The following is a 25,482-nucleotide window of genomic DNA, read 5'->3' as shown; positions in this document are numbered from 1 at the left end:
GTGCGGGCCATCATCGAACGAAGAATGCTTCAGAAACGCTCGGATCAGTTCGTCAGCGCTGGAACCTTCTCAGGCGAACGCACGCTCCACGCGCTCCACACGAAGACAACGAGTGCCATCCCGACTGTCACGGCGAGGAGCCACGGTACCGTGCCACCCGGTGGGGCCCACTGCGGAATCTTGATAAAGGACCCCCACGAGCCACCGACCCCGACTGCGTATCGTTTGATGACCCACACGAGGGCGAATGCGTGCGCGGCAATCGCCAAGCCTCCGACAATGAGGGTGCCACGCATGGCATTCTGTCGCGGCAGAACAACCATATTCGACGGCGCTGCCGCCAGCGTGACGAATGCCATCACTATGGCGCAGGCGTACGCGATCAACGTGTAGCGACCCTGCCAGATGTAGCCGGAGTTCGAGATTGATACCGCTTGGAATGCGGCAGGAAGCAGCATGAAGCCAGCGAAGCTGACAGCGAGAGCGACGAGCGGGCGCCCCCGGCCAACAATGAATGCAGCCACCACTATCGAGACTGCAAGGAACGACCAAATTGCATAGACCACGGTGGGCGACAACGTGTCGAGCCAACCGAAGACACCGATCAAACCCGGATCGAACGATCTATCGACCAGCATTGTGACGAAGGCTTTGGCCGGCGATATTTCGGAACCAGCAAATGAGCCCATCTTTGACAACGTGCTTGTCTGAAGAATCCACCATGTCGCGAAGAGAACACCTGCCCCCATCGTCGCAAGTGAGGCCCACACTCGAGGGAGTCGGAGTAGTTCGCGCAGTCGGGGCCAGGGCGCTGCGATGATCGCCACGACGGCAATCATCAACATCCACGCCGGGGACAGCCCTCGTGAGCTGGCGAGGAGAACACCGGCAGCACTCAGACTGACCAGCGCAAGTCGTTGATGCCGAATTCGCGGGCCCCTGACAAGAAGCAGAAGGAGCGAAAGGAGCGCGGCGCCAGCCGAAATCTCAAGTGCGTTTGGGTTCACCGATCCCATGAGGAAGAGCACCATGGGTGTGATGATCGCGATCGTCGCAAAGCCAGCGATGAGCGGCCGTCGAAACGCCAACATCGCAGTCATTGCGACTGCGAAAAAGAATGAGCTGAGGATCGCGCTGATAGTGCGCATCCCATAGACAGCTACACGCGGATTGTCTGTCAGTACCGACGGCCACCCGACAACGGCGTAGTAGACAGGGTTGTACATGCCGGCGGATGTCCGAGCCGGGACCAATTTGTCGTTTGACACGAACGGAGGCTGGCACCCCGCTGTTTGATTTGCTTGGAACGCATAGCAGGCCCAGGCCCGGGAATCCGCCAAGCCCTCCGGGACCATCACCGTGGTGACGGCAGGTTGATCCGTCGAATCACCGATGAACTGGCCTCGCACGACGGAGGCCGCCTTGACGATGTGTGCCGGTTCGTCGGGGCTGGCGCCCATCGGCGTCGCCATGGCCCACGCGACTGAGGCCATCGAAATTCCGGCCCAGATGACCACGAAAGTCAGGAAGATTCGTTCACGAATTACACGAGCAAGCGACTTCATTCCTGACGTCCTAACCCGTCGCTCGCCGCGGTGGCGAGTTGTTCGTTCCGTGCACGCGGAAGTTCGCTTTCGAGCGGCGCGAGGGGCGCGATGTTCATTCTCTCGTTATTCCTTTTGTTGATGTGCGCTCCGCGCAGAGTGAAGAATGCCCTTCGCCGGCCATCAAGAGCCGGCTTCCTGCGTTAAACCTCAAACGGCGCAAACGTGGGTTCAGTAGGGCTCGCTTGGATGTCCAATTGAAGCGCGCTGATCAGGAGTTGACTTCCGAGCATGAGGGGGAGCGCCGCCAACATGACAGTTGCTGCTGTAGCAACAACCGAGCTCGCAAGTTGGAAGCACACCCAAATTGCGATACCGAGGCCGACACCGAACAAAACCATGCCGAGCAGAAGCAGAAGAGCGATGGGCGAGAACGACCACAGTACGTAGCGGTACCAAATGCGGCGCCAGAAGCCTCGAAAAAGTAGATCGAGGAGTTCAGGAATGACCTTGCCCAGCCGGATGCTGGAAACTTCTGTTCCGTACACAGCCGGAATCGGGACATCAACAGCGCCAACCTGCAAGATGTTCAGATGAATGAGCAGATCGTTCTCGAAGCTATAGCGTCGTGACACTCGGTCCAGAGGGACTCTGCGCAGAACCTCGGTGCGAACTGCGGTATAACCGTTCTGCGGGTCGAAGAGGTTCCAATAGCCGGAGGCAAGCTTGGTCATAAAGGAGAGGACAATGTTCCCAAAAATGCGGTATTTGGGCATACCCTCAAACGACTCTGGTGCGAAAAACCGGTTCGCCTTCGCGAAGCCATAACCATCGCGAGTCACCCTGTCGAGGAGCGGCGGCAGATGCTTCGGATCCATCTGAGCGTCTCCAGCCATGATCACGTTCACGTCGGCGCCGAGCTCCATGGCGGCCTTGTGTCCGGTGACGATTGCCCCTCCGACGCCTTGATTGACCTGATGCCGAATGAGCGTGACTCGGTCGTCGGTAGTCCGCCTGACGGCATCGCTCGTGTCGTCCGGGCTGCAATCGTCAACAATGATGATGTGATCCACATACTCAGGCATTGTCTCAATGACCGTGGCGATCATTTTCTCTTCTTTATATGCTGGTACGACTGCCGCAATGCGAGCGCCTCGGTACACGTCTAGTCCTTCTTGCTTGAGTAAGTTGAATTGAACACCCAGTAACGATAGGCGAAGTAGTTCCACACCGTTGACGCCCCGGTCGCAACGACTTTGCCACCGATCCACCCGAGTGCCGTTGGGCTGATCCACGTTACAACTGCCACAGTTGCAAGGGTGTTGATCGCGACGAGTGCCGCGTATTTGACGAGAGCAGCTCCGTGCGGAGCACTCGACTCAAAAGAGAAGAAGCGTTGGATCGTATAGGTGAAGAAAAAGCTCGCCAGAAAGGCAAGTCCGGTTGCGAGCCACAGCGGCCAATCAAACACGTTCTTGAAGAGGGCGAGCAAGCCGATGTCGAAAAGGAAGGCGACCCCTCCGGCGATGAGATACCGAATCGAAGAGTGCTGCAGAAACTTTCCGAGCCGAGTCGGACGCACTGTCCTTTTTCTACTGGCATCGCCGGACGTTAGCACGTCAGGCGACTGACTTCCGTGAGATAACTTGATCGATCACTTCATGAGACGGAGCAATGGTCGCGCGCTCGGCCGCCGCATCAACAGCGCCGTCGATAATGTCGAGGAACCGCGAGAACTGTGACGTGAGCGGTTCCTGAGCGGTCAGTAGTTCAGGAATCTCGATGACGGTTTGCTGGCGATACCCGCGACCGTCGTCAACGGAATTCTCGGAGATGTGGCGATATATCACCACGTCTCGTCGAAGAAGGTCTACTTCGATAAGTCGGTCAGCCTCATAGATTGAAAGCTGGCGAATCTTGCGCTGGCCAATTCGGCTAGCCGACACGCTAGCGATTGCACCGTTCTCGAAGCCGAGCACTGTTTCCGCGACATCCTCGGCGAACGGGGCCGAGTCACGATGAAAGAAGCCAAGCTGCGCATGGACTTGGGTCGGGGCCGAGCCGATGATGTTGATCGCGAGGTCGACATCATGTACGAGTAGATCCCATGCAACTCCGGTGCGAATGCGAGGAGCGTACGGTGAGTGACGCGTGGCGACCACATGCATCGGGTTGTCGAGTACTGAGCGCGCCGTCATCACAGCGGGGTTATATCTTTCGAGAAGACCGCACATGAGCGGGAGATCGCGTGCATCTGCCTCATCGAGAATCTCCCGTGTGCGCAGCAGGCTGTCAGCGACTGGCTTTTCGATGAGCAGCGGGCGATTCTGAGAAAGTACTCGCATAGCGAGGTCATGGTGGGCCTCAGTCGCCGCGGCAACGACAACGGCGTCGCAGTCGGCCAGATCGGGGAGTTCCGGAACCCATGTCGTTCCGAAGCGTGCGGCAGCTGCGCGACCGACATCTTCGCGTGGGTCAACGAGAAAAGCGAGTTCAGCCCGGTCTGACTGAGATATAACCCGAGCATGATTGGTGCCCATATTGCCGGCGCCAACAAGGACAACTCGTGTACGACTGGTCATTGCCTAGGCCCCTGCCGCTGTACGAACTGCAGAGATGATTTCAGTCAGGTCGGAATCGGACAGAGCGGTGTGAACAGGCAACGACACAACCTCAGTGACGATTCGTGCGGCGACTGGCACGTCGGAGATGGCAACGCGAGGATGCGTGCGGTACGCGTCGTAGTCGAAGACCAGCTTCGGGTAGTAGATTCCTGAGCCGATCCCACGGGCGGTGAGTTCCTCAACCAACGTGTCGCGTGAAATCCCGGCTTCCTCTGTCACACGAATCGTGAACTGGTGCCACACATGGCCGCGGCCTTCAAGTTCGCGAGGAACAACGATGCCCGGAACGTCGGACAGGCCCTCAATCAACCTGTCGGCATTCCGGCGTCGTGCCGTAACAATCGACTCATAACGCTCCAACTGCGGAATGCCAATCGCGGCCTGGAGATCTGTCAGACGGTAGTTGTTACCAGCCATCTCATAGACGTAGCGGGCGCGCATGCCTTGGTTGCGAAGAACACGTAGGCGATCGGCGAGCACCGCGTCATCAGTGGTGATGAGACCACCTTCACCCGTCGTGATGTTTTTTGTCGCATAGAGAGAGAAAGTACCGAGACCGTAGCTCCCCGCATGGCGTCCGTCATAGGTGGCGCCATGAGACTGCGCAGCGTCTTCAAGGATCCGGAGGTCGTGCGTTGCAGCGAGGCCGGCGAGTGGGGTCATGTCGGCCATTTGGCCATACAAGTGCACAGGCAAGAGGACCTTCGTGCGGTCAGTAATGCGCTCCGCGACTGACTGAGGGTCGATGTTGAAGTCGTCGTCCCGAATGTCGGCAAACGTTGCGGTAGCTCCGGCTTCCAGAATCGCATTCAGTGTCGCTACAAACGTGAACGGGCTGGTTATCACTTCGTCGCCGGGCTTCAAGTCAAGAACCTGCAGCGCAGCGACAAGGGCCGTTGTGCCATTATTGACTGCGATCGCATGAGGTACGTTGAACAACTCAGCGAATCGCTTCTCAAGCTGCGCAACCTTGGGGCCTTGTGCGATCGAGCCCGATCGAAGAACCTCTAGAACGAGCTGTTCTTCTTCGTGGCCAAACTTGACGGTTGTAATGGGAATCATTCGACCTCGTGAGCTAGATTTTAGGGAGCCAGTCTTGACGGCGCGCGCATCCAACTTACCCGATGGTGCGAGTGCCTTGCGACGAAGCGCGCCAAGTATCAGTAGGGACACAGTGAACTCAGTACATCCTTCCGCGCAGCTCATCGGCGACGTCGTGCTGGGGAGCGGCAACACTATTGGCCCGCTCGCAGTGATCATCGGTCCTGTAACGGTAGGGAACGATAACTGGTTCGGAACGGGGACAATTATCGGCGCCCCGCCCGAGGTTCGGGGTTGGGAGCACCCGAAGGAAGCGTCACGGCTGAGCTCGGGTAACGGAATTGTCATCGGCAGCGGCAACGTCGTGCGTGAGTATGTGCAGATCCACCAGGGGTGGCAAGGCACTACCCGACTGGGAGACAATATCTTTCTCATGAATCAGAGCTACGTCGCGCACGATTGCACTATTGAGGACGGGGCGACACTCGCCTCGAGCGTGCTGCTCGCCGGTCACGTCGTCATCGGTGCCGGAGCGAATCTGGGAATGGGAGCCTCTGTGCACCAGCGTCGATATGTGGGGGAAGGATCGATGGTGGGCATGGGATCGGTCGTCACGCGCAACGTGCTCCCATTCGCAAAGGCATTTGGTAATCCGGCGCACGTTCGGGGGTGTAACTCAATCGCGATGGAGCGAGCGGGTTTCTCGGCTGAATCGATCGCGTTAGCGGTCGACGCATTTCGGACTGCTCCCCGTGCAGCCGAAGGGATTTTGAGAACGATACCTGGGTTCGAAAGCTCGCTCGTGGCTTGGGAGCGTCACGTCGATCGCTAATTCGCTCGTGCAGTCGAACGAGCAGGCCGCCCTCGAGTGATGGCCCCCGAATGGGGGTTGGCGGCGGCGTTCCCCGCGGGGCGTGGTGAGCGTTAGGGTGAGGGGGTTGCTACCCGAGCAATGCTCAGAAAGGCTACCCGATGCCTCTGTCTCCTCTTCCGCTACGCCGCATTCGGCGCCCCTGGCGCCTCTTCTTCATCCTGACCGGTGTCGTTCTTGTGGTCATCGTCGGTGGCGCGGCCTTCGCGGGCTGGACAATCAGCCGTGTGGCAGATGCCCAACTGGTGAAGATTCCCTCGGCATTCCCGGCTCCGTCGCTACGGCCAACCGTGGCACCGTCTGTGACGGCACAGAACGGCGGCACCCCGCAGAACATTCTCCTCCTCGGCTCCGACACCCGAGGATCGATCGGCGACACGATCAACAATCTGAAGGGTCAACGCTCCGACACCATCATGGTCGTGCATGTATCGGCCGATCGTAGCGAGGTCAATGTCATGTCGATCATGCGCGACAGTTGGGTCCCGATCCCCGGTCACGGCGAAGCCAAGATCAACGCCGCGCTGTCGTGGGGGGGAGTGCCGCTTGCCGTGCAGACCGTCGAGAGCCTGTTGGGCACGCGCATCGATCATGTCGCCGTCGTCGACTTCGCCGGTTTTCAGACCCTCACGAATGCCGTGGGTGGTATCACCGTCGACAATCCAATCGCCTTTGACCCCATTCACCTGAAGGGGCAGCACTTCACCAAGGGCCCGGTGCATCTCACAGGTGTGCAGGCGCTCGCCTTCGTGCGCGAACGCTACGCCTTCGCCGACGGCGACTTTCAACGAGTGCGCAACCAGCAACTGGTGATCACGGCCATTGCAAACAAGATCATGAGCGCCGACACCCTGACCAGCCTGCCCAAACTGAGTGCGCTGTTCACCGCGGTCACGTCATACGTCGCCGTTGACGAGGGGCTGACCGCAGAATATCTCGCCGGGCTCGGGCTTGAACTCCGTGACACACAGAGCGTGCGCTTCTTCACGATGCCGACGCAGGGGACCGGAACCTCAAGCGATGGTCAATCCATCGTCAATGTCGACTGGGCAACGCTCTCCACGGTGCAGCATGACTTTCAGAACGACACGCTCCAAGATTTCCAACCTGAACGGCAGACGATGCAGTGACGCAGCCGTGTCTGGGTCTGCTCAGTCGTGGTCGTGGTTCTGATGAGGATGCCGGGCCAAGGCGGTGCGCCAACTCATGCCCTGCGCGGCCTTGACCGCGCACACGACCAACAGCATCCAGCCAAAGCCGGTCAATACCGTGCTCTCGGCGGTCGAGATGACGAGCAGGATCACCACGATGAGCGCCGGCCAGACATAGACGAGAGGGCGCTTGTTCGACGCGAGCAACCACGACCGGACGAAAGCCAACGTGACCAGCGCGAGGAACAGAATGAACCCCACCAGGCCGACCTGCAGATAGACGTCGATGAACGCGTTCAACCCCGATGTCTGGTTGTGTTTCGTGACGAAATCGAGCCAGCCGTATGGTGTGACTGACTGCGGCCAGGTACCCACCCAGCCCCAGCCCTCGAGCGGATGCAGGCCGGTCAGCCGCCACATTTCTCGCCACAGGGTGTACCGCACCTCAAACTCACTGCCGGCATTCAAGAGCGCGAGAATGCGCGAGCGGGCGACAAGAGCGATGACTCCCACGACGACTGTTGCGCCAGCCAGGCCGAGCTGAAGTCTCCACCGGATCTCGACGCGCGTACGCCGCAACCAGTACAGCGCAAGAGCCGCGATCGCGACGAAGAGTGCGACGACCACAATCACGGGAGAGCGGGTGAGCAGCAACATGACGCCGGTCAGCACGAGCGATGCGATTCCGACGTTGCGGGTGACCGATCGGGAACGCAGCTCGATCGAAAAGGTGACGGCGGCGACCAACGCGATGAGGCCCAGCGCATTGCGCGAGCCGAAGATTCCTTGAATTGGCCCGAGCGAAGCAATGTTCCCTTCGATGCCCAGGAAGCGGAACGGCATGTCGAGCAGCAGCCCCGAGAGCACCTCCAGACCGAGCGAGACGCCCAGCAGGACACGCAATACGTTGCCCGTCGCCCGCAGAATCTGAATCGTGTCGCGCACGAGCGCAATATAGATCGCGAGAAAGGCCCAGGTGAGTTGGGCGCCGACTCCAACCAGTGACAGAACGGTGTATCCGCTCCAGGCGATCGAGAGAGCGCACCACGCTACGAAGATGAGAATAGACAGCGGAAGCAGGCCATGCCACCCGAGCGTTCGTCTTCGCGCCACCAGCGAGAGCGCCGCAATGACGACCAGCGCGAACACCGCCCCACGCAGACCGGGCAGACCGATCAGGTCGCGCAACAGCGAGGCGGAAAACGCGACGCCCAACGCCAACTGTGTGAGTACCGACGCCAGCTGAGGTGACTCGAGCGAGTGGCGCACCGCAGTGATGGTGGGGGAACTTCCGCGGGGATTCATTGCTGTTCTACGCTACCGGCTCGCGCTGTCGGTTCAGGGCATCGGCACGGTGCGCCCTTGCGCCCGTTTTGTGACGACGGCCAACACCACGAGCACAACCCAGCCGTACTCGATCAGAATGCGGCTTTCAGTCATGCTCTGTGCCAGTAATGCCGCCATGAGCAGAAGGGGCAGAAGGGAAGAGGCCGAGTAGGGCTGTGTATCCGCGACGCCAACGCGCGGGCGGTCGACGGCGAGAAACCAGCTCCGCCAGAGAGTCGACACGACCAGCGCCGCGAAAACGAGCACTCCGACGATCCCCAGTTGCAGCCACACGTCAAGCCAGGCGTTGTGCGCCTGCAGGTAGACCACGCCCTTCCGTTCGGCCAGGTGAGCGAACGGTTCGACCCAGGGTGCCCAGTAGCTCACCCAACCCCACCCGAAGACCGGACGTTGAACCGCCAAATCTGTGACGCTGCGCCAAATATCGAAGCGGCCCGTGAGGTCGTCACTCTTGCCGAGCAGGTTGAGAATTCTCGAGAAGAAGATCGCAAGCACGGCCACGAATACGATCACGGATGCGCTAGCCGTCAGGTAGACCCCTCGACGCCCCTGCGGGCCGACCTGGCGCGCCCAGAGCGCGAAGAGCAGCACGAGGGCAACGACCAGGGCCGCAATCGTCACGGTTGCCGATCGGGTGAGCGCGAGCATCCCGATGGCCAGAATCAGCCAGGCCATGCCCCAGCCGCGCCGCACCGTGCCGGCCGCCAGCTGCACTGCGAACACGATCACGCCTAACAGCGCAATGAAACCAAGAATGTTTCGGTTGGCCACGATGCCCTCGATCGGTCCGCCCGAGAAAAGCTTTCCCAGTGACCAATAGAAGGCATCCGGAATCTTCTGCAGATCATATTCGACGAAGAACGGCAGAACGGGTTGCCGCACGAACACGGCGACGATGAGCTCAAAGAAGAGGGAGAGGCCAAGAACCCAACGCAGGGCAAGCGAGAACGTGCGCACGAACTCAGTCCAGGTCAGGCACAACGCCACGAAGAGGGCGCTGACTGTCGTCGCCAGCTGCAGTGTCACACCGATGGCCGACGCCCCCGGGTAAAACGACCACGCGATCGACAGAACCGCCACTGCGAGAAACGCGATGAGCGACTTCGGGAATCGTCGCCAGGACCAGTCGGGCTTCAGTCGAACGAGAAAGACAACGGCGCCGATCAATACGAAAGCCGCAACGGCACCGAACCCCCACCAGCCGAGAAGGTTACGCCAAAATTGGCCGGCCAGCAGGGTGAAGAGCGCAAACACCGCAAAGGTTCGAACGGCGAATCGGCTGCGAGCGTTGGGCATCTTCTCAGGATAGTGCGGGGCCGGTTGCCGATCCGTGCCCCCGGTGGGCCAGTATTCGCTGGTCGAGCGTGTTGAGACCACGTGAGGCAGTGTCGGGTGTGCGCCCCCGGGTCTCGACACGCTCGACCAGCGGAGGGGTTCGACCAGCGGAGCGGCTTGAGCAACGCTTAGACGAACGCGGCCTGACCTGTGATCGCCCGTCCGACAATGAGCGTGTTCATCTCCTGGGTGCCTTCGTAGGAGTAGATGGCCTCTGCATCGGAGAAGAACCGGGCGACGTCGTGGTCAAGGGTGATGCCGTTGCCGCCGAAGAGCTCGCGGCACCAGGCCACGGTCTCGCGCATCCGTGACGTCGTGTACAACTTGGCGAGGGCCGAGTGCTCGTCGCGCTGGGTGCCCTCGTCGAGCATCTGTGATACCCGCACCACCATGCCGAGGCTGGCGGTGATGTTTCCGAGGCTCTTCACCAGCAGATCTTGCACCAGCTGGTGGCCGCCGATCGGTTTGCCGAACTGCACCCGGGAGGTCGAATAGGCGACTGCTGCCTCGTAGGCACCCATCGCGATACCGACCGCGGCCCAGGACACGTCAGCGCGCGTTAGACGCAACACGCGCGCGGTGTCGGTGAAGGAGTGGGCGTTCTGGAGCCGATTGCGCTCGGGAACGACCACGTTCTCAAGCACGATGTCGGCGTTCTGTACCGAACGGAGGCTTATTTTTCCTTCGATTTTGGTCGCGGTATATCCGGCCGTATCGGTCGGCACAATGAAACCCTTGACCTGACCGTCGGCGACATCCTTCGCCCAGATGATCGTCACATCCGAGAACGTGGCGTTGCCGATCCACCGCTTAGAACCATTCAGCGTCCAGTTCTCTCCCTCACGCGTGGCCGTCGTGCGCAGACCCTTCGCCGCGTCAGAACCCGAGAGGGGTTCGGTGAGTCCGAAGGCACCCACGATTTCTCCGCTCGCCATCTTCGGCAACCATTCTGCGCGCTGCTCGACAGAGCCCGTGGCCGAGATCGAGCCCATGGCGAGGCCATCCTGCACGCCACGGAATGTGGCAACGGAGGCGTCGATTCGTGCGAGCTCGAGAGCCACGAAGCCTCGGAAGACGGCCGAGTTCTCGAACGGCTTCGTCTCATCCCAGCCAAAGGAATAGACGCCGAGCGCGGCCAAAGGCTTCACGACTTCGAAGGGAAACTCCCCACGATTCCAAAAGTCGTTCACGATCGGCCGAACCTCGGTGTCGAGGTAGTCACGCAAGTCAGACAGCGCCGTCTTTTCCTGCTCGCTCAGCAGGTTCGCATACCCATAGAAATCGCCGCCGAGTAGCTCAAATGTCATGTCTGTGCTCCGTTGAATGCTGCAGCCACTCGGAACGCGGCCGTCGGTCAAGTCGACGTCAGCATAGGCGGGCGCGCCGGGCCTTCCCAAGTAGTTGGTAGCTTGGACTCAAAGATTCACGAGCGGAGAACGCCATGTTTGTGGGCATCACTAATTCGCCGCGTCCGTACGCGTGGGGTTCGACGACCGCAATCGCGGGGCTGCTCGGGTATCCGGCATCGGGGGAACCCGAGGCCGAACTCTGGCTCGGGGCGCACGCCGGGGCGCCGGCCACGATCATCGATCCTGCCCAGGTCGGGGGCGCGCTCACCCTGGCGGACTGGATCGCAGCCGACCCCGAGCAGGCGCTCGGATCGAACGCGGTGGCGTCATTCGGCGCGCGTCTGCCATTTCTCCTCAAAATCCTCGCTGCGGCCGGTCCGCTCTCGTTGCAAGCGCATCCGTCGATGCGACAAGCCAGAGACGGCTTTGACCGTGAGAACGCTGCGGGTCTTCCACTCGACGCCCCCGAGCGCAACTATCGGGATGCATTTCACAAGCCCGAGCTCATCGTCGCGCTGAGCGAGCGCTTTGAGGCGCTCTGCGGCTTTCGACCCCGGGACTCGGTGGCCCAGATTATGGCCGAACTGCGTGCCCTCGATGCGGCATCCGACACCCCACAGGTTGGGGCTCTCGACGCGCTCGAATCGCGTCTCGCCGGCGTGGGTGGTGTGCAGGCGGCCGTCGACTGGTTGTTACGCGATGGGCGCGGTGGCGACAGCGGTGAAGTGGCGTGGCTGGTCGAACGCGTGGTGGCGCTCGCCGAGCACGCCGCCTACCTGGCCGAGGGTGGTGCACACATCGGCTTCGCTGTCGAGTTTGAGACCGTGCGTAGCCTGGCGGCGTCCTACCCGGGGGATCCGGGCATCGTGCTCTCGCTCCTGTTGAACCGGATCTCCCTCACGCGCGGAGAAGCGCTCTACCTTCCGGCCGGCAACATCCACGCATATCTTTCGGGTCTCGGAATCGAATTGATGGCAGCCTCAGACAATGTTCTGCGTGGCGGTCTCACCCCGAAACACGTCGACGTCGACGAGTTGCTTGCGGTGCTCGACTTCACCCCGGGTCCGGTGCCCCTGTTGATGCCCTCGTCGCGTTCGACACCGGGAGTGACGGTGTATGCGCCCGAGATACCCGACTTCGAACTGATTCAGATCGAGGCGGGAACGGATGCTGCGCTCGCCGCCGCGGCTCCGGCCGCTCCTGCTCCCGCGCTCCCGGTACCGCTGCGTCAGTTCGCTCTCACCGGGCCTGCGATTGCGCTCTGCACCGCCGGCGGATTTCTCGTGGCCGGCGCCGCCTCATCCGTCGTGCTGAAGCGCGGCGAATCGGTCTTCATCACGCCCGACGAGGGCACGCTCACCTTTGCGGGTGCCGGAGAGGTTTTTCTTGCGACGGTCGGGAATTAGTCTCTCGCCTGCTTTTTCGCACTTTTTCATCCGTCCGTGCGCGTCCGTGCCGGTAGCCTGAATGTATTCGGCGGCGCGCGGCCTCCGGCTGAAACAGAGGATTGTCAGATGGCTTGGCTTGTCACAGGAGGAGCCGGTTACATCGGATCTCACGTCGTACGCGCATTTCTTGCCGAGGGCATCGACGTCGTCGTCATCGACGATCTGTCGAGTGGCCACGCGGCGTTCGTGCCGGATGGCGTGCCGTTCGTGCAGGGTAGTATTCTCGACGCAGCGCTGCTGCGGCGTACCTTCGCCGAGAGTTCCGTGCCGATCACCGGTGTCGTGCACGTCGCGGGTTTCAAGTATGCGGGGGTGTCGGTGCAGCGGCCGATGCACACCTACGAGCAGAACGTATCGGCCACCGTCACACTGTTGCAGGCCATGCACGAGGCGGGCGTCGAGAACATCGTCTTCTCCTCGAGTGCCGCCGTTTACGGCACCCCGAGCACCGATCTCGTGACCGAGAGCACGGCAAAGAGCCCTGAGTCGCCCTATGGCGAGACCAAGCTGATCGGCGAATGGTTGCTGCGTGATCAAGGAATCGCCACCGGACTGCGACACACGAGTCTGCGCTACTTCAACGTCGTGGGATCCGGTGACCCGGAACTTCGCGACACCAGCCCCCACAACCTCTTTCCGCTTATCTTCGACGCACTCGTCGACGGGCGAACGCCGCGCATCAACGGAAATGACTACAACACACCAGACGGCACCTGCGTGCGGGACTACATCCACGTTGCCGACCTGGCGATCTCGCATGTCGCCGCGGCCCAGAGAATGGAAGCCGGCGAGCCGATTGAGGCGGTCTACAACCTCGGTAGCGGTGACGGTGTCTCCGTTGGCCAAATCATGTCGACGGTGGCAACCGTCACTGGAATCGCCTTCGAACCCACTCTCGCGCCGCGCCGTGCGGGGGATCCCGACCGTATCGTTGCCTCAGGCGACCATGCGGCCCGCGACCTCAAATGGCAGATGCGACACACCCTCGAAGAGATGGTTCAAAGCGCATGGACAGCTAGAAATCAGGCTTCAACTCGTTCCGAGTGAACGAAATATTAATCTTGGGCGCGTCGCAACTCTCCAGCCGATATTGAGGGTTTACTATCTGCGACTTGACGAACGGGGAACTACACCGGTGTAATTAGGGGGTCGCTCAATCGATGGGCGTTCGAACGATGGGTGGGATTTGGTATGGCAATACCTGAGAATCGTTCGGGGGTGCCCGATGATTGGTTCGTCGATCCTCTTCAGTTGGGCGTGCCCGGTGTTCGCGCCGTCAAGGTCGGTGACGACAATCCTCTGTCGTGGCAAGCCGATTCCCTGTGTGCGCAGACCGATCCCGAGGCATTCTTCCCCGAAAAGGGTGGATCGACTCGAGACGCGAAGAAGATCTGCTCCTCCTGTGAGGTAAAGACCCAATGCCTCGAATACGCGCTGTCGAATGATGAGCGCTTCGGCATTTGGGGGGGCCTCTCCGAGCGCGAACGCCGCAAACTGCGCAAGCGCGCGGGCTAGCGGGGTGACCGGGGCGTCCGGACGCATCCGGTCAGGCCTTTCCATCGTTTGGCTCACACTGATTTCAGGCGCGCCGTGGCTCCCGGTCGCCCGGGGCCAGAACCCAACCTAGGCTGATTGCGATATGCAACCCCGAGTCACCGCCATCCTCGTTGCCCGCAACGGCCAAAAACACCTCGAACGCACACTTGACGCGCTCACGAAGCAGACTAGACAGCCCGACGTCATCATTACCGTCGACTGCGGCTCAACGGATGCCACGGGCGAACTTCTTGCGGTCTTCGGCCCGACCCATCTCCTGGCGGCCGAGACAGATCTGACGTTCGGCGAGGCGATCAATGCTGCGGTCCGGGTGACGCCGTCTCCGTCCAGCGATAACGAGATGCTCTGGTTCCTCGCTCAGGACAGTGCCCCGCACCCCGAAGCGTTGGCCGCGCTGCTCGGTGAACTCGAGATCGCTCCCTCGGTTGCGGTCGCCGGACCGAAGGTCATGGAGTGGGTCGCCGACGACTACATTCACGATTTTGGCGAATCAGTGACCCCCTCCGGCGCTACCGTGACACTCGTTGAGAATGAGTTGGATCAGGGGCAGTACGACGGCATGAGCGATGTCCTCGGCGTGAGCGCCGGTGGCATGCTTGTGCGCCACGCCGTGTGGGAAAAGCTTGGTGGTTTCGACCCCGCACTGCCTGTCGTTGACGATGCTCTTGACTTCTGCATCCGTGTCCGACTGGCTGGATGGCGCGTTTCGGTGGCCTCAACGGCGCGCGTGGCGACGGCTGAAGACGGTGTGGCCGGCCCCAACGGCTCCTCACGCGGAAAGCCGCGGCGCCGGCGGATGCGCGCCGAGCGGTCCGCTCAACTTCATCGTCGACTTGTCTACTCGCCCGCCTGGGCGCTTCCGTTCCACTGGCTCACGTTGGTGCCCTTGGCGATTCTGCGCTCGATCGGCCAGCTCCTGCGGAAGGAACCCGGGGCAATCATCGGTGAGTTCGCCGCAGCATTCGGCGCGGCATTCGCCCCGATGCGTCTTGGCAATTCCCGCCGCCGTCTGGCGGAGACGCGCACCGTGGGATGGGCATCCCTTGCCTCCTTGCGGGTGCCATCCGCAGTGGTGCGCCGGCGCCATGCGCTGAAGCGCGAGGCAACCATCACAGCAGCGCGCGGTGAGAAGCCTGATCTTGACTTCTTCTCGGGCGGCGGAGGCTGGGTTGTGGTGATCGCGGCGTGCGTGGGGCTCGGGGTCCTTTCTCCTCTTCTGGGTGCTCAAACACTGGCTGGCGGGGGACTGCTTCCGCTGTCGGGAACGCTCGGCGAGCTGTGGAACAACGTGGCCTATGGCTGGCGTGATATCGGCCTCGGATTCGTAGGGGCCGCCGATCCGTTCACCGCGGTGCTCGCCGTTCTGGGCTCCCTCACGTTCTGGTCGCCGTCCTTCGCTCTCGTTCTTCTGTATTTCATCGCGCTGCCCGCTGCTGCGCTCGGCGCATGGGCGGCCGCTGCGCGGCTCACGCGGAGAAACGGCCTGCGCGCCGTCGCCGCGGTGCTGTGGTTCCTGGCGCCGCCGTTCCTCACCGCACTGGCCGAGGGGCGTCCGGCCGCGATCATCGTGCACCTTCTGCTTCCCTGGCTCGTGGTTGCTGGGGTCGGAGCAGTGCGTTCGTGGTCGGCATCCGCATCGGCGGCGTTGCTGTTCGCGGCCATCGTCGCCTGCGCCCCATCGCTCGCTCCCGCACTGCTGATCGGATGGCTGATCTGCGTCGTGATCAGCGGCCGTCGAATCATGCGCTTCATCGGAATTCCGCTGCCGGCCCTGGCGCTGGCGGCTCCGCTGATTTGGGATCAGGGTCTGCGAGCGAACTGGGTGGGCCTTCTGGCCGATCCCGGCGCGCCGGTTGCGCACCTGAACCCTTCGGTTTGGCAGCTTCTGCTCGGTTTTCCCTCCGGGGAATTCGGCGGCTGGAACTCGATCCTGCAGGATCTTGGTCTGTCGGGCGTGAACGCCGAGTTGATCGTTCCGATCGTCTTGGCGCCGCTTGCGGTTCTGGCGATCGTCGCGCTGTTCCTGCGTGGGTCGCGCGGGGCGAGCTTTGCCCTGCTCACGGCATTGCTCGGACTCGGCACTGCCGTTGCCGCAAACCAGGTTTTTGTGACCAGCGCCGGGGAGATTCCGGTCTCGCTGTGGAGCGGTTCCGGGCTTAGCCTGTACTGGCTCGGACTCGTCGGGGCAGCGGTCTTCGCACTCCGGGGGCTCGGCCGATTCGCCCTTGCCCCTGCGATTGTGCTCACACTGCTTCTGGCAATTGTTGCGGTGCCGCTGGCGGCGGCGCAGTCGCTTGGCACAAGCGCGGTGGCCAAGGGCATCGGACGCACACTGCCCGCATTCGTGGGAGCAGAGGCGGGAATCGACCCGCGCGTGAGCACTCTCGAACTTATTGCCCAACCCGATGGTGCCATGTTCGCCACCATCGTCCGCGGTGCGGATGTGACTCTCGACAGCCAATCAACCCTGGCGAACACCGATCTCACTCTCAGTTCCGAGGACCGTGAGTTCGCCACTTTGGTCGGAAACCTCACCTCGCGAAGTGGGCTCGACACTGCGACTCCTCTCATCGATCACGGCATCCGTTTTGTGCTGTTGCGGCCTGCAGCTGTGGCACCCGGTGCGCCCGGAACGACTGAACCGACGACTCCTCCTGCCGCCGAGACGCAGCGACGAGCGTTGACCTCTCTGGATGGAAATTCCGCATTGGTTCCCGTCGGCGCGACCAATTTTGGTGAGCTCTGGCAGGTGGCTGATGCGGCGGATGCGACGGCTCACGAGACCGTCGCCAACCCGGGCGACTCGCTGATTCGTAAACTCTCACTACTCGTCATCGTCATCGTGTTCGGGGCGACACTGCTCTTGTCGATCCCGACGGGGGCCGGTCGCGAGGCGGTGCGGGAAGCCAACCGCGATGCCATCCGCCGTCAAGCGAAGGCAGCAGCCAAAGCGGCGAGGCGGCAGAAGCGCGATAAGGCGCCCGCAGCGGTGCAGACTCAGCCGGCTTCGTCCGACGCAGTACCGACTGACGCGGTGCCCGCAGACGCAGTGCCCTCGACCCCCCTCGAGGGCGCTGATCTGGCGCTCGAGCCCGGGCCTGCTCTCGATTCGCCTGACTCGGCCGCTCACCCTGATCCTGATTCATCCGAACGCACCAACCTGATGGAGAACGACAATGCCCACTAAGCGCAGCGTCGCAGCGGTCGGCGCCCGGGCCGTCGGTGGACTCGTCGGGGCTGGCATCGTCGCGGCGGTCGTCGGTTCACTGGCATTTGTGCAATGGCCTGTCTTTGAGCGGATCCCGGCAGCGACAACAGTCATCCCGGTGCCGAGTGAGCAGATGAGAGTCTGCCCCGGACCGCTTCTGTCATTGGCTGACGATTCAAGCCAAGCTCAAGCCGCGGCGTCGATCGGCGAAGCGACTGCCGCAGTGGCCGCGACCGAGCCCGGCACCGGCGCGACAGTGATCACGCCTGACACGTCGCGCCTCGACGCGCCTGATAACACTCTTGGCGGTCCCGACAGTGCGCCGCTGCTCGCCCGGATTCCGAGCGCACCGGGAACGACCGTTGCTCCACTGGTTGCGGGAAGCCAGAGCCAAGAGGCAGCCACAGAATCACTTGCCGGCTTTGCCGCTACAGCGTGCGGTGAGGCTTCGAGTGACTCCTGGTTAGTGGGCGGATCGACCGATATCGGACGTACCTCTCTCGTGCTGCTCTCAAACCCGACGACCGTTGTGGCTACCGTCGCCTTGAGCGTGTACGGAGAAACGGGCCTGGTCGATTCCCCTGGTTCAACGGGGATTCTGGTTCAGCCGAACTCGCAGCGCATCATCTCCCTCGCTGGGCTTGCGCCGAACCTCAAGTCGCCGGTTGTGCACGTGACGAGCCAGGGTGGGCAGGTGCTCGCCTCGCTGCAGCAGAGCGTGATTCGTGGCATCCAGCCGGGCGGAGTCGACCTGCTCGGGGCGACGAACGGGCCGGCCCTCGTGCAGAACATCGCGGGCTTGATTGTGACGGCGCCGGGTTCCCCCAGCCCCGCCGGCGAAGCCGATGAACTTCAAGACGGTGCGACAAGCGTGCGCATTCTCGCGACGGGAAGCACGACGGCGACGGTTCAGATTGGTGTCGTTGCCGAAAGCGCGAAAAGCTCTGGCCTGTCAATTGAGGTGCAGGTGCAGCCGGGAATCGCTACTGAGGTTCCGCTTCGTGATCTCGCGGTAGGCGCCTATGCCGTGCAACTCAATTCGGATCAGCCCATCGTCACGGCCGCGACGGCGTCGGTCGCCGGAGCGTCGGGCAAGGACTTCGCCTGGTTTGCAGCGTCGGCTCCACTGCGGGGTGAATTTCTCGTGACTGCGGCGGCAGGACCATCGCCGACGCTCCACCTGGTGAACACCGGTTCGGCCGATGAGGTGCTCACCGTCGCGCTGGAGTCGGGCGTTGAAACTACGGTGAATCTGTTGGCCGGACAAGCACAAGCGACACCGCTTTCGACCACCGGTACAGTGTTCGTCAGCGGGGGCACACAGACCGTGGCCTCCGTGGGCTATAGCGGCGCGGGCCAGCTGGCCTCATTCGCGATCCAGCCCGCAGGCCCGTCGGCTGCACCGATTGCGGTCTATCTGCGTTGATCGCAGCAAGCGTCCACGTCTAGAAGTGCCGAAAGTGTTCGGGGGCGAGGTCCCACGGATCTTTGCCGAGGTATTCGGCGACGGCACGGAAGACGCAGCTTTCGATGATCATGCGCTGGTGGAATTCGTCGTTTCGGTGCAGGCGGGACAGCCGCTGGATCGGCAGGCGGTAGAAGACCACTCTCCGTGCCACGGAGTCAACCGACCAGCGTTCGACGCCGCCGACAGACATAGCGGAATCGGGCCCCGGCGCCACTTCGAACCTCACCGAAGAAAGCTCGGCCGGCCACACACCGCGTAGATAGTCCACTGTCGCGGCGATCGTCATGTCGAACATGCCGATGCGGGTGCGCAGCGGCGGCAGGTAGGGGCCCGTGGCCGAGCTGCGGATGCCGCGGCCGTGACGATCTCGACCCCGCCCGCGCCGTGTCGGTGCGGGAAAAGGGTCAGTAGAACTCTGCGACCTGGCCATCGTCACATCCTACTTCTGAGTCGGGTGAGGGTAATCTGAATGGCGATGTCCCAGAGACCGTGTTCCCGAATCAGCTGCGCCGACCCGGCCGTGGCGACGTTGACGTACGTGTACGCAGACTCCATGGCCGTGCTCGGACCGCTCTCCGATACGCCGGAACCTCACTGTTACGATCTCTGCCGACGCCATGCAGACCGTACCTCTGCTCCTCAGGGGTGGCAGATCATTCGCCACCGGGTATTCAGCGAACGTCCTACCCACAACAATCCCGGTTTCACGGGGGAGTCGAGGGTGACGCGCCCGGGATGAATCGTGAATTTGCGAGGTGCTGGCGATCCACGTATTGTTTTCCCTTGTCACCCCACAGGTTCGGAAAAGCCGCAGAGCTTCCGGCCTCAAGCGGGACCATCATCCAGAGTTGATAATCATTCACGTTTCTCTTGTAGGAACCATGATCGTCACTTAGGATGGAAAGTCCACTCGCAGAGCTGATTATTCAGGTCGAGTCGCGTGATTTGTCGTGTACATCAGTGCCGGCGAAACGCTCGAAACACTCGATTTGACAGGCGGATCGCGAGGGTCTAAATTAGAGAAGTTGCCTCGGAGCGAAAGCCAAGAACTGCTAGTCAGTATGGCCTGAAACCGGGTGCGTCCGATCCTTGAGAACTCAACAGCGTGCACAATGTCAAATGCCAAAAACCTCGTACGTAGGGTCCCTTTCTAGGGGGTACCGCGTAGGAGATTCCTTTGGAAAACATTTATAACAACAAAGCAAGTCAGTAATGATTTGTTCTGTCAGTTTCAAACTTGTGTTCTTCCCGCCTATTCCGGTGGTGGAACACACTAGATGTGCCGGTCGCTTCGGTGGCTTGGCAATCAAACATTTACGGAGAGTTTGATCCTGGCTCAGGACGAACGCTGGCGGCGTGCTTAACACATGCAAGTCGAACGGTGAAGAAGAGCTTGCTCTTTGGATCAGTGGCGAACGGGTGAGTAACACGTGAGTAACCTGCCCTTGACTCTGGGATAAGCGTTGGAAACGACGTCTAATACCGGATACGACCCTCGGAGGCATCTCCAGGGGGTGGAAAGAATTTCGGTCAAGGATGGACTCGCGGCCTATCAGCTTGTTGGTGAGGTAATAGCTCACCAAGGCGACGACGGGTAGCCGGCCTGAGAGGGTGACCGGCCACACTGGGACTGAGACACGGCCCAGACTCCTACGGGAGGCAGCAGTGGGGAATATTGCACAATGGGCGAAAGCCTGATGCAGCAACGCCGCGTGAGGGACGACGGCCTTCGGGTTGTAAACCTCTTTTAGTAGGGAAGAAGCGAAAGTGACGGTACCTGCAGAAAAAGCACCGGCTAACTACGTGCCAGCAGCCGCGGTAATACGTAGGGTGCAAGCGTTGTCCGGAATTATTGGGCGTAAAGAGCTCGTAGGCGGTTTGTCGCGTCTGCTGTGAAAACCCGAGGCTCAACCTCGGGCCTGCAGTGGGTACGGGCAGACTAGAGTGCGGTAGGGGAGATTGGAATTCCTGGTGTAGCGGTGGAATGCGCAGATATCAGGAGGAACACCGATGGCGAAGGCAGATCTCTGGGCCGTAACTGACGCTGAGGAGCGAAAGCATGGGGAGCGAACAGGATTAGATACCCTGGTAGTCCATGCCGTAAACGTTGGGAACTAGTTGTGGGGGCCATTCCACGGTCTCCGTGACGCAGCTAACGCATTAAGTTCCCCGCCTGGGGAGTACGGCCGCAAGGCTAAAACTCAAAGGAATTGACGGGGGCCCGCACAAGCGGCGGAGCATGCGGATTAATTCGATGCAACGCGAAGAACCTTACCAAGGCTTGACATATACGAGAACGGGCCAGAAATGGTCAACTCTTTGGACACTCGTAAACAGGTGGTGCATGGTTGTCGTCAGCTCGTGTCGTGAGATGTTGGGTTAAGTCCCGCAACGAGCGCAACCCTCGTCCTATGTTGCCAGCACGTAATGGTGGGAACTCATGGGATACTGCCGGGGTCAACTCGGAGGAAGGTGGGGATGACGTCAAATCATCATGCCCCTTATGTCTTGGGCTTCACGCATGCTACAATGGCCGGTACAAAGGGCTGCAATACCGTAAGGTGGAGCGAATCCCAAAAAGCCGGTCTCAGTTCGGATTGAGGTCTGCAACTCGACCTCATGAAGTCGGAGTCGCTAGTAATCGCAGATCAGCAACGCTGCGGTGAATACGTTCCCGGGCCTTGTACACACCGCCCGTCAAGTCATGAAAGTCGGTAACACCCGAAGCCAGTGGCCTAACCCGCAAGGGGAGGAGCTGTCGAAGGTGGGATCGGTGATTAGGACTAAGTCGTAACAAGGTAGCCGTACCGGAAGGTGCGGCTGGATCACCTCCTTTCTAAGGAGCACGTTCAGCTCTCCTCTGTATACAGGGAGATAACAGCTGACAGTCATACCAACCTGTTCGGGTTGGATGGCGCTCATGGGTGGAACATTGACATTGATGCAAACAGGATGAAGTTGAACTCAGTACGCTCCCTTGCGGGGTTGGAAAGGTTTGGTTTTTGAGGGTTTGTATGACGCACGCTGTTGGGTCCTGAGGGACCGGAACATGAGCCTTTGGGCTGATGAACCTTTCCTCTGGATCTTTTTTCATTCGCAGTCGAGCTGTTTTGCAGCCGCGGATGGGAGGGGATACCGCCCGTACTTTGAGAACTACACAGTGGACGCGAGCATCTTAAATTTGTGCCTTCGGGCATAGATTACAAAGATCAAAAGCACATGAGCCCTTTGGGGTGAGTGTGCATAGATCATTGGTCAATTTCGATCGCGAATTTATTCGTGATACTTAATCGATTCAAACTCATGTGATTTCAAATTTTTAAGAGCAAACGGTGAATGCCTTGGCATGTAGAGCCGAAGAAGGACGTAGTAATCTGCGATAAGCCTCGGGGAGTTGATAAACGAACTTTGATCCGAGGATTTCCGAATGGGGAAACCCCGCCAGGCCCGTAAGGTGACCTGGTGACTCCCGCCTGAATATATAGGGCGGGTAGAGGGAACGTGGGGAAGTGAAACATCTCAGTACCCACAGGAAGAGAAAACAACAGTGATTCCGTTAGTAGTGGCGAGCGAAACCGGATGAGGCTAAACCGATCATGTGTGATAGCCGGCAGGCGTTGCATGGTCGGGGTTGCGGGACTTTTCTGCTGATTCTGCCGAACAGTGAGCGTTACAACGTTGTATAGACGAACAGGATTGAAAGCCTGGTCATAGAGGGTGCGAACCCCGTAGTCGAAATGCAGCAATGGCGCGAAGAGTATCCCAAGTAGCACGGGGCCCGAGAAATCCCGTGTGAATCTGTCAGGACCACCTGATAAGCCTAAATACTCCTACATGACCGATAGTGAACAAGTACCGTGAGGGAAAGGTGAAAAGTACCCCGGGAGGGGAGTGAAATAGTACCTGAAACCGTTTGCTTACAAACCGTTGGAGCCAGTCTGATTCTGGTGACAGCGTGCCTTTTGAAGAATGAGCCTGCGAGTTAGTGATATGTGGCGAGCTTAACCCGAGAGGGGAATGCGTAGCGAAAGCGAGTCTGAATAGGGCGATTCAGTCGCATGTCCTAGACCCGAAGCGAAGTGATCTATCCATGGCCAGGTTGAAGCGACGGTAAGACGTCGTGGAGGACCGAACCCACTTCAGTTGAAAATGGAGGGGATGAGCTGTGGATAGGGGTGAAAGGCCAATCAAACTTCGTGATAGCTGGTTCTCTCCGAAATGCATTTAGGTGCAGCGTTGCGTGTTTCTTGCCGGAGGTAGAGCTACTGGATAGCCGATGGGCCCTAAAAGGTTACTGACGTTAGCCAAACTCCGAATGCCGGTAAGTGAGAGCGCAGCAGTGAGACGGTGGGGGATAAGCTTCATCGTCGAGAGGGAAACAACCCAGACCACCAACTAAGGTCCCAAAGCGCGTGCTAAGTGGGAAAGGATGTGGAGTTGCACAGACAACCAGGAGGTTGGCTTAGAAGCAGCCACCCTTGAAAGAGTGCGTAATAGCTCACTGGTCAAGTGATTCCGCGCCGACAATGTAACGGGGCTCAAGCACGCCACCGAAGTTGTGGCATTGATATTTTTGGTAAGCCGCACCCTTGTGGTGTTGGTTCAGCCGTGTTGATGGGTAGGAGAGCGTCGTGTGGCCAGCGAAGCGGCGGTGTAAACCAGCCGTGGAGGCTACACGAGTGAGAATGCAGGCATGAGTAGCGAAAGACGGGTGAGAAACCCGTCCTCCGAAAGATCAAGGGTTCCAGGGCCAGGTTAATCCGCCCTGGGTAAGTCGGGACCTAAGGCGAGGCCGACAGGCGTAGTCGATGGACAACGGGTTGATATTCCCGTACTGGCGAAAAACCGCCCAAACTAATCCAGTGATGCTAAGTGTCTGAATCCCACTGACTGATCCCTTCGGGGTGAGGCGTTGGGCCTAGCACACGACCCTATGCTGGTGCGGTTAGCGTATTAACAGGTGTGACGCAGGAAGGTAGCTGAGCCGGGCGATGGTTGTCCCGGTCTAAGGATGTAGGCCGAGAGATAGGCAAATCCGTCTCTCATATAAGGTTGAGACCCGATGGGTAGCCCGTATGGGCGAAATCAGTGATCCTATGCTGCCAAGAAAAGCATCGACGCGAGGTTTTAGTCACCCGTACCCCAAACCGACTCAGGTGATCAGGTAGAGAATACTAAGGAGATCGAGAGAATCGTGGTTAAGGAACTCGGCAAAATGCCCCCGTAACTTCGGGAGAAGGGGGGCCTGAGGCGTGTAGGAATTTACTTCCGAAGCGTTTGAAGGCCGCAGAGACCAGTGGGAAGCGACTGTTTACTAAAAACACAGGTCCGTGCCAAGTCGCAAGACGATGTATACGGACTGACGCCTGCCCGGTGCTGGAAGGTTAAGAGGAACGGTTAGCCGTAAGGCGAAGCTGAGAATTTAAGCCCCAGTAAACGGCGGTGGTAACTATAACCATCCTAAGGTAGCGAAATTCCTTGTCGGGTAAGTTCCGACCTGCACGAATGGCGTAACGACTTCCCAGCTGTCTCAACCGCGAACTCGGCGAAATTGCATTACGAGTAAAGATGCTCGTTACGCGCAGCAGGACGGAAAGACCCCGTGACCTTTACTACAGCTTGGTATTGGTGTTCGGTGTGGCTTGTGTAGGATAGGTGGGAGACTTTGAAGCTTGGACGCTAGTTCAGGTGGAGTCATCGTTGAAATACCACTCTGGTCATATTGGATATCTAACTTCGAACCGTGATCCGGTTCAGGGACAGTGCCTGGTGGGTAGTTTAACTGGGGCGGTTGCCTCCTAAAAAGTAACGGAGGCGCCCAAAGGTTCCCTCAACCTGGTTGGCAATCAGGTGTCGAGTGTAAGTGCACAAGGGAGCTTGACTGTGAGACTGACAAGTCGAGCAGGGACGAAAGTCGGGACTAGTGATCCGGCAGTGGCTTGTGGAAGCGCTGTCGCTCAACGGATAAAAGGTACCTCGGGGATAACAGGCTGATCTTGCCCAAGAGTCCATATCGACGGCATGGTTTGGCACCTCGATGTCGGCTCGTCGCATCCTGGGGCTGGAGTAGGTCCCAAGGGTTGGGCTGTTCGCCCATTAAAGCGGTACGCGAGCTGGGTTTAGAACGTCGTGAGACAGTTCGGTCCCTATCCGCTGCGCGCGCAGGAAATTTGAGAAGATCTATCCCTAGTACGAGAGGACCGGGATGGACGAACCTCTGGTGTGTCAGTTGTTCCGCCAGGAGCACCGCTGATTAGCTACGTTCGGAACGGATAACCGCTGAAAGCATCTAAGCGGGAAGCCGGCTTCGAGATGAGATTTCCATCCCTTAGGGGGAGAGGCTCGCAGCTAGACTACTGCGTTGATAGGCCGGATGTGGAAGTGAGGACTAAAGACTCATGGAGCTGACCGGTACTAATAAGCCGATAATTTGATAACACTCAGTTTGAATAAGCTGCTATGCGTCCACTATGTGGTTCTCGATGTACGGTCGAGAACAACCGCCTTCATAGGCAAACAACAATTGAATAGTGCCGTCT

17 protein-coding genes and 2 rRNA genes are annotated in these 25,482 nt (G+C 60.0%); 10 read left to right on the top strand and 9 right to left on the bottom strand.

Translation table 11 applies throughout. The features are described 5' to 3' along the window. Positions 1–44: 44 nt before the first annotated feature. The 5 genes from HNR05_RS10015 to HNR05_RS09995 form a co-directional block, all read right to left on the bottom strand. Entirely contained in the window at positions 45–1,565 is a 1,521-nt protein-coding gene (locus HNR05_RS10015) for a DUF2142 domain-containing protein (protein WP_179578876.1), read from the bottom strand. Positions 1,566–1,747: 182 nt separating this feature from the next. Continuing rightward, the gene (locus HNR05_RS10010; protein ID WP_343062546.1) at positions 1,748–2,707 is read right to left on the bottom strand and encodes a glycosyltransferase family 2 protein; all 960 of its coding nucleotides are present in this window, start codon (positions 2,705–2,707) and stop codon (positions 1,748–1,750) included. Between the two features lie 2 nt (positions 2,708–2,709). Beyond that, positions 2,710–3,126: a GtrA family protein gene (locus HNR05_RS10005; RefSeq protein ID WP_179578874.1), complete on the bottom strand. Its 417-nt coding sequence runs from the start codon at positions 3,124–3,126 to the stop codon at positions 2,710–2,712. Between the two features lie 37 nt (positions 3,127–3,163). Beyond that, entirely contained in the window at positions 3,164–4,126 is a 963-nt protein-coding gene (locus tag HNR05_RS10000; protein ID WP_179578873.1) for a Gfo/Idh/MocA family protein, read from the bottom strand. Between the two features lie 3 nt (positions 4,127–4,129). Next, the gene (locus HNR05_RS09995; protein WP_246318381.1) at positions 4,130–5,284 is read right to left on the bottom strand and encodes a DegT/DnrJ/EryC1/StrS family aminotransferase; all 1,155 of its coding nucleotides are present in this window, start codon (positions 5,282–5,284) and stop codon (positions 4,130–4,132) included. Positions 5,285–5,342: 58 nt separating this feature from the next. On the opposite strand from HNR05_RS09995, the gene HNR05_RS17775 reads away from it, so the two are divergent. Continuing rightward, a complete protein-coding gene (locus HNR05_RS17775) occupies positions 5,343–6,041 on the top strand; it encodes an acyl-ACP--UDP-N- acetylglucosamine O-acyltransferase (RefSeq protein ID WP_179578872.1) in 699 nt (232 codons plus the stop codon). A gap of 140 nt (positions 6,042–6,181) precedes the next feature. Next, positions 6,182–7,210, top strand: coding sequence for an LCP family protein (locus HNR05_RS09985; protein ID WP_179578871.1), 1,029 nt, complete (start codon positions 6,182–6,184; stop codon positions 7,208–7,210). A gap of 21 nt (positions 7,211–7,231) precedes the next feature. On the opposite strand, the gene HNR05_RS09980 is transcribed toward HNR05_RS09985, so the two are convergent. The 3 genes from HNR05_RS09980 to HNR05_RS09970 form a co-directional block, all read right to left on the bottom strand. Continuing rightward, on the bottom strand, positions 7,232–8,536 hold the full coding sequence (locus HNR05_RS09980) for an O-antigen ligase family protein (RefSeq protein ID WP_179578870.1): 1,305 nt from the start codon (positions 8,534–8,536) through the stop codon (positions 7,232–7,234). 33 nt (positions 8,537–8,569) lie between these two features. Continuing rightward, positions 8,570–9,874, bottom strand: coding sequence for an O-antigen ligase family protein (locus tag HNR05_RS09975; protein ID WP_179578869.1), 1,305 nt, complete (start codon positions 9,872–9,874; stop codon positions 8,570–8,572). 167 nt (positions 9,875–10,041) lie between these two features. Next, complete coding sequence (locus tag HNR05_RS09970; protein WP_179578868.1) at positions 10,042–11,220, bottom strand: acyl-CoA dehydrogenase family protein; 1,179 nt, start codon at positions 11,218–11,220, stop codon at positions 10,042–10,044. A 134-nt stretch (positions 11,221–11,354) separates the two neighbouring features. Here HNR05_RS09970 and manA point away from each other — a divergent pair, with 134 nt between their 5' ends. From manA to HNR05_RS09945, 5 genes are all read left to right on the top strand, one after another. After that, complete coding sequence (manA, locus tag HNR05_RS09965) at positions 11,355–12,668, top strand: mannose-6-phosphate isomerase, class I (RefSeq protein WP_179578867.1); 1,314 nt, start codon at positions 11,355–11,357, stop codon at positions 12,666–12,668. 108 nt (positions 12,669–12,776) lie between these two features. Continuing rightward, positions 12,777–13,757 carry a UDP-glucose 4-epimerase GalE gene (galE, locus tag HNR05_RS09960; protein WP_179578866.1) on the top strand — a complete coding sequence of 327 codons (981 nt, stop codon included), beginning with the start codon at positions 12,777–12,779 and terminating at the stop codon, positions 13,755–13,757. A 144-nt stretch (positions 13,758–13,901) separates the two neighbouring features. Beyond that, positions 13,902–14,225 carry a WhiB family transcriptional regulator gene (locus HNR05_RS09955; protein WP_179578865.1) on the top strand — a complete coding sequence of 108 codons (324 nt, stop codon included), beginning with the start codon at positions 13,902–13,904 and terminating at the stop codon, positions 14,223–14,225. A gap of 124 nt (positions 14,226–14,349) precedes the next feature. Further along, complete coding sequence (locus HNR05_RS09950) at positions 14,350–17,454, top strand: glycosyltransferase family 2 protein (RefSeq protein ID WP_179578864.1); 3,105 nt, start codon at positions 14,350–14,352, stop codon at positions 17,452–17,454. Then, positions 17,444–18,901: a DUF5719 family protein gene (locus HNR05_RS09945; protein WP_179578863.1), complete on the top strand. Its 1,458-nt coding sequence runs from the start codon at positions 17,444–17,446 to the stop codon at positions 18,899–18,901. The genes HNR05_RS09950 and HNR05_RS09945 overlap by 11 nt, the downstream gene beginning before the upstream one ends. Before the next feature lie 19 nt (positions 18,902–18,920). On the opposite strand, the gene HNR05_RS09940 is transcribed toward HNR05_RS09945, so the two are convergent. Further along, the gene (locus HNR05_RS09940) at positions 18,921–19,373 is read right to left on the bottom strand and encodes a metallopeptidase family protein (protein ID WP_179578862.1); all 453 of its coding nucleotides are present in this window, start codon (positions 19,371–19,373) and stop codon (positions 18,921–18,923) included. A gap of 39 nt (positions 19,374–19,412) precedes the next feature. Between HNR05_RS09940 and HNR05_RS09935 the strand changes: the two genes are divergently transcribed. The 3 genes from HNR05_RS09935 (at position 19,413) to HNR05_RS09925 (ending at position 25,381) form a co-directional block, all read left to right on the top strand. Then, complete coding sequence (locus HNR05_RS09935; RefSeq protein WP_343062545.1) at positions 19,413–19,682, top strand: DUF3499 family protein; 270 nt, start codon at positions 19,413–19,415, stop codon at positions 19,680–19,682. A gap of 574 nt (positions 19,683–20,256) precedes the next feature. Next, positions 20,257–21,779 (top strand): 16S ribosomal RNA (locus HNR05_RS09930). A gap of 473 nt (positions 21,780–22,252) precedes the next feature. Then, positions 22,253–25,381: ribosomal RNA gene (locus HNR05_RS09925) — 23S ribosomal RNA — on the top strand. Together the 16S and 23S rRNA genes form the textbook arrangement of a ribosomal RNA operon. The last annotated feature ends 101 nt before the right edge of the window (positions 25,382–25,482 follow it).

The organism is Leifsonia psychrotolerans (assembly GCF_013410665.1).
In the GTDB taxonomy this organism is placed as follows: domain Bacteria; phylum Actinomycetota; class Actinomycetes; order Actinomycetales; family Microbacteriaceae; genus Cryobacterium; species Cryobacterium psychrotolerans_A.
Note: the sequence above shows the minus strand (reverse complement) of the source record. Positions and strands in the feature narration are given on the sequence as shown.

Excerpts from the sequence above, each read along its gene's own strand:
- HNR05_RS10015 (WP_179578876.1), bottom strand. The coding sequence starts at position 1,565 with ATGAAGTCGCTTGCTCGTGTAATTCGTGAACGAATCTTCCTGACTTTC.
- HNR05_RS10000 (WP_179578873.1), bottom strand. The coding sequence starts at position 4,126 with ATGACCAGTCGTACACGAGTTGTCCTTGTTGGCGCCGGCAATATGGGC.
- HNR05_RS09985 (WP_179578871.1), top strand. The coding sequence starts at position 6,182 with ATGCCTCTGTCTCCTCTTCCGCTACGCCGCATTCGGCGCCCCTGGCGC.
- HNR05_RS09980 (WP_179578870.1), bottom strand. The coding sequence starts at position 8,536 with ATGAATCCCCGCGGAAGTTCCCCCACCATCACTGCGGTGCGCCACTCG.
- HNR05_RS09975 (WP_179578869.1), bottom strand. The coding sequence starts at position 9,874 with ATGCCCAACGCTCGCAGCCGATTCGCCGTTCGAACCTTTGCGGTGTTT.
- HNR05_RS09970 (WP_179578868.1), bottom strand. The coding sequence starts at position 11,220 with ATGACATTTGAGCTACTCGGCGGCGATTTCTATGGGTATGCGAACCTG.
- manA (WP_179578867.1), top strand. The coding sequence starts at position 11,355 with ATGTTTGTGGGCATCACTAATTCGCCGCGTCCGTACGCGTGGGGTTCG.
- galE (WP_179578866.1), top strand. The coding sequence starts at position 12,777 with ATGGCTTGGCTTGTCACAGGAGGAGCCGGTTACATCGGATCTCACGTC.
- HNR05_RS09955 (WP_179578865.1), top strand. The coding sequence starts at position 13,902 with ATGGCAATACCTGAGAATCGTTCGGGGGTGCCCGATGATTGGTTCGTC.
- HNR05_RS09950 (WP_179578864.1), top strand. The coding sequence starts at position 14,350 with ATGCAACCCCGAGTCACCGCCATCCTCGTTGCCCGCAACGGCCAAAAA.
- HNR05_RS09945 (WP_179578863.1), top strand. The coding sequence starts at position 17,444 with ATGCCCACTAAGCGCAGCGTCGCAGCGGTCGGCGCCCGGGCCGTCGGT.
- HNR05_RS09940 (WP_179578862.1), bottom strand. The coding sequence starts at position 19,373 with ATGGCCAGGTCGCAGAGTTCTACTGACCCTTTTCCCGCACCGACACGG.
- HNR05_RS09935 (WP_343062545.1), top strand. The coding sequence starts at position 19,413 with ATGGCGATGTCCCAGAGACCGTGTTCCCGAATCAGCTGCGCCGACCCG.